The sequence below is a fragment of the Ruminococcus sp. genome, from assembly GCF_017650195.1.
Lineage (GTDB): Bacteria > Bacillota > Clostridia > Oscillospirales > Ruminococcaceae > Ruminococcus.
Window position 1 is genome coordinate 1 of record NZ_JAGCFH010000186.1, and the last position, 4625, is coordinate 4625.

The following is a 4625-nucleotide window of genomic DNA, read 5'->3' on the forward strand; positions in this document are numbered from 1 at the left end:
CTTCTTACTCCGGTGTATCGTTCCCAATTTACTGCACCGGGCTGTTAATTCGTTTTATCACCATTTTTCATTCCTCATACCGAAAGGACAATATCCTTGCCGCTTGAAACATATTCGGACGTTTCTACACCACACTTCTCAAAGAGTATGCACGAAGCCTTTACCGCTTCTGTGCCGGCATACTTGTTGTTATAGTATACCACGCGCTTTATGCCCGACTGTATTATAGCTTTTGCACACTCGTTGCAGGGGAAAAGCGTCACGTAAAGGGTACAGCCGGCAAGACTTGCAAAACTGCTGTTCAGTATGGCATTGAGCTCTGCATGGCATACAAAGGGATACTTTGTATCGAGGCTCGTCTCGCCCTCACGCTCCCACGGCATATCGTCGTCGTTGCAACCAGTAGGCATACCGTTGTATCCCACTGATACTATCTTGTGCTTGTCGTTCACTATACAGGCTCCAACCTGTGTGGAGTTGTCCTTGCTGCGCTGTGCAGAGAGCATGGCGATACCCATGAAGTACTCGTCCCAGCTTATATAGTCGCTTCTTTTCATTGAATTCACCTCAGAATCATTCACGTAATTGATAATTTATAATAGCATATCTGCTAAAAAATGTCAATCTTTAGGCATAAAGTGCTTATTTAAAAACCAGCAAGAAAAACCTTCCTCGAAGAGAACGGGGCAATCAATTCTTATAAACTAAGCAATATCCACTAAAAACTAAGCCCCTCGGCTTCACCGAGGGGCGTTGAGATTGGGGCAGCGGGATTTGAACCCACGAATGCAGGAGTCAAAGTCCTGTGCCTTACCGCTTGGCTATGCCCCAACACTTACCAAAATATTATAACAAAAATCCTACAATAAATCAATACCATAGGATTTTTATTTTTATTTTAACTTTTTATTTTTACATCCATTCCTTCTCATGCATATCTTTGAACTCGGATTTTGCCATAAGAATGGCGACGCTAGCGGAAAGTACGTCCGCCACTGGACCTGCAAAAGTTATTCCGTCTATCTCAAACGCCATAGGCAGGATTATCAGCATAGGCAGGAAGAATAATATCTGCCTTGTGAGTGAAAGGAATATACCCTTGAAGGGCTTGCCAATCGAGGTGAAAAACGTTGAGGCTATAGGCTGAAGACAGTTCAGCCACGTAAAAAAAAGGAATATCCGGAAGAACTTTGCTCCGAATTCATAATAGCCTTCACTTGCGTCATTATTTGCAAATACACCAAGAATCTGCTTTGGGAAAATCTGGAAGTTCACAAACGCTATCAGAGAGATAACAGCTCCCGATACTATCGCCATACGAAAGGCGCTTTTTACCCTTTCGTAATTCTTTGCACCGTAATTGAAGCTTTCTATAGGCTGCGTACCCTGAGCAAGTCCGATAACTATGGAGAATACTATCATATTCACCTTCATTACGATACTTGCAACAGCTATCGGATCCTCCGCGCCGTACTTTGACAGTTCTCCATAGTGCCTTAGAGAATTATTGAGGACTATCTGCACAACAGCTATAGCCAGCTGATTGAAGCATGAGGCCATACCTATCGAGCAGATACGCCTTACTATGCCAAAAGATGGCATAAGGTGCTTCCCCGTAAGATATACCGTCTTGAAATTGAAACAATAGATAATAACTATCAGCGCTGATATAAACTGTCCTATTACAGTGGCTATAGCCGCGCCCTTCATACCCCAGTCGAGCACAAGAACGAAAACTGCGTCCAGTATCGTATTTATTACTGCACCAGTAACATTACATATCATCGTCATTTTAGGACTGCCGTCAGCTCTGACGATATGTCCTCCTCCTGCCGTCAGGATAAGGAACGGAAATCCAAGGGCCGTGTACTTCACATACTCCTCAGCATAAGGCAGTACAGCGTCGGTAGCACCGAAGCGCTTCAGCAGAGGCGTGAGATACAACAAAGTGATGACCGAAAGCACGATACCGCTGACAGCAAGGAGCGACAGCGAGTTTCCGGCAAAATACGGAGCTCTCTTCTTATCTCCCATACCGAGTGACAGATTGAAGCAGGACGCGCCGCCGATACCGAGCAGCAGAGCGATAGCCATACAGCCAGTAGTAAACGGAAAAGCTATACCGGTCGCAGTATTTCCGAGAGTACCCACAGCCTTTCCAATAAACAGTTGATCCACCATATTGTAGAGCGCGCTTACCAGCATACCAATTATGCTTGGTATAGCGAACTTCATCATAAGCGATCGTACAGGCGCACTGCCAAGAGGATTGTCCATACCGTCATGGATTCCTCCTGTACCAGGAGGCAGACCTCCGATATTTCTTTCATTCATATTTTTTACCCTTCTTTTCTCTTTAACATCAAACACTTTTTAATTATACATCATATGAGTTAAAAAAACAATAGCGGCATAAAAAAATGATATGCCAAATTTTTTTAGATACTTTTTGCTGAACATAATGCAATTTCAACAATGAGAATATCTTTAGTCCTTGACAGTATACTATATGTGTGGTAAAATATTTTTTAGCATCTATATTTATAAAACGGAGTAAAAACATGAAGATAATACTTGCTTCAGCTTCGCCTAGAAGGCGTGAGCTGATGAGATACATAACGGAAGACTTTGTAGCTGTCTCCACAGACTGCGACGAGACTCTCCCGAACGGCACCGAGCCGTCAAAGGCTTCCGAGTACCTTGCGATACTTAAAGCAAGGGCAGCTGCTGAGAAATATCCTGACTGCATAGTTATCGGCTGCGATACCACGGTCATACTTGACAAAGAGATACTTGGCAAACCCAAAGACAGAGCTCAGTGTGTCGCTGATATATCCAAGCTCTCTGGCAAAACTCATCAGGTAATAACAGGCTGCTGCATAATCAGCGGCGGCAGTGAGACGTCGTTCTCAGAAGTCACCGACGTAACCTTCCGCAAGCTGTCGACCAATGAGGTAGAGGCTTATGCCGCAACCGATGAGCCATACGACAAGGCAGGCGGCTATGGTATACAGGGGCTTGGTTCAACCCTTATCTCTCACATCGAAGGAGACTTTTTCAATGTAGTGGGCCTTCCCGTTGGTCGTCTTTTCAATGAATTGAAAAGAGTTCTGTAGAGAACGCCGCCCCTAATAATCACTAAGCATTAAAAACTAAGTAACTATAAAGGAGTACCTAATCATGAACTCAACCGCATTTCATTCTGCTGACATTCTTTTACCAAAGGACTGCGATATGCGCAAGTGGTCCGTTATCGCCTGCGACCAGTATACCAGCGAGCCAGAGTACTGGGACGAGGTAAGCGCAACTGTCGGCAGCTCGCCCTCGACGCTCAATCTTATCCTCCCCGAGCTTTACCTTGAGCAGGAAGGCGTTGCACAGCGTATAGACAATATCCACACAGCTATGAACAAGTACCTTTCTGACGGTATTTTCACCGAGTACAGGGACGCTATGGTCTACGTTGAGCGCACCCAAAGTAACGGCATACTCCGTCAGGGCATTGTTGGCGCTATAGATCTTGAAAAGTACGACTTCTCAAAGGGCAGCACCTCAGAGGTAAGAGCTACCGAGGCTACTGTCATCGAGCGTATCCCTCCACGTATAAAGGTAAGACAGGGTGCTCCACTTGAGCTTCCCCACATCATGATACTCATTGACGACCCGGATAATACAGTTATCGAGCCCCTTGAAAAAACTGTTTCTGACAACAGCAAGCTTTACGATTTTGAACTCATGCAGAACGGTGGCAGCATTAAGGGCTGGCTGATAGACAAGTCGGCTCAGGAGGCTATCGACAAGGCACTCTGCGCACTTGCCGATCCGGATACATTCTGCAAGAAGTATGACCTCAGTGATACCCCCGTACTCCTCTATGCTATGGGCGATGGAAACCACTCCCTCGCAACAGCAAAGGAGTTCTATGAACAGCTCAAAAAAGCTAATCCCGGCAAGGACTTATCAAACCACCCTGCACGCTACGCACTGGCTGAGATAGTTAATCTCCATAGCAAAGCCCTCAAGTTCGAAGCCATTCATCGCCTTGTATACGATGTGAACTGCGATGAGCTAATTGGCAAGCTCACAGACGCGCTTGACCTCTCTGAGGCAAAGACCTCGGACCAATACGTTATCTGCTCATGCAATGGTGCTGAGAAGAAGCTTTACATCAACAAAAAGTCATCCAATCTATCAGTAGGTTCCCTCCAGAACTTCCTTGACAGCTATATCAAGGCAAACGGTGGTAAGATAGACTATATCCATGGAGCTGATACAGTAAAATCTCTCGCTGACAAACATAATGGCATCGCATTCATACTTCCCGACATGGACAAATCACAGCTTTTCCCCACTGTCATCAAAGATGGCGCTCTTCCAAGAAAGACCTTCTCAATGGGACACGCTGAGGACAAAAGATTTTACATTGAAGCACGCAGGATAACTGAATAATGGAATTACTGAACAATATCGCCAAGCTTCATACAACGGAGCTTGGCGCAGTTCGTATAAAGAGAAATCTTTCCCTTGACTGCGACGATACTGTTGTATGGTGCAGGGAGAAGATAAACTCGCCCGAAGCTGTTATCGAACGTAAAGGAAAGAATTGGTACATTACAGTAAACAGC

5 protein-coding genes and 1 tRNA gene are annotated in these 4625 nt (G+C 45.2%); 3 read left to right on the plus strand and 3 right to left on the minus strand.

What is annotated here, in order from left to right; genetic code table 11:
* Nucleotides 1–74: 74 nt before the first annotated feature.
* The 3 genes from J6U00_RS08660 to J6U00_RS08670 all read right to left on the minus strand — a co-directional run bounded on the left by J6U00_RS08660 (nt 75) and on the right by J6U00_RS08670 (nt 2334).
* A complete protein-coding gene (locus tag J6U00_RS08660) occupies nt 75–557 on the minus strand; it encodes a dCMP deaminase family protein (protein ID WP_296581042.1) in 483 nt (160 codons plus the stop codon).
* A gap of 202 nt (nt 558–759) precedes the next feature.
* Nucleotides 760–831 (minus strand) — tRNA-Gln (locus tag J6U00_RS08665).
* Between the two features lie 81 nt (nt 832–912).
* Nucleotides 913–2334, minus strand: coding sequence for an MATE family efflux transporter (locus J6U00_RS08670; RefSeq protein ID WP_296581044.1), 1422 nt, complete (start codon nt 2332–2334; stop codon nt 913–915).
* A 227-nt stretch (nt 2335–2561) separates the two neighbouring features.
* Between J6U00_RS08670 and J6U00_RS08675 the strand changes: the two genes are divergently transcribed.
* The 3 genes from J6U00_RS08675 to J6U00_RS08685 form a co-directional block, all read left to right on the plus strand.
* Nucleotides 2562–3116: a Maf family protein gene (locus J6U00_RS08675; protein WP_296581046.1), complete on the plus strand. Its 555-nt coding sequence runs from the start codon at nt 2562–2564 to the stop codon at nt 3114–3116.
* A gap of 64 nt (nt 3117–3180) precedes the next feature.
* The gene (locus J6U00_RS08680) at nt 3181–4449 is read left to right on the plus strand and encodes a DUF1015 domain-containing protein (protein WP_296581048.1); all 1269 of its coding nucleotides are present in this window, start codon (nt 3181–3183) and stop codon (nt 4447–4449) included.
* Nucleotides 4449–4625, plus strand: a 177-nt coding sequence (locus J6U00_RS08685) for a DUF3781 domain-containing protein (RefSeq protein WP_296581050.1), incomplete at its 3' end; no start/stop codon positions are given. The genes J6U00_RS08680 and J6U00_RS08685, both read left to right, overlap by 1 nt.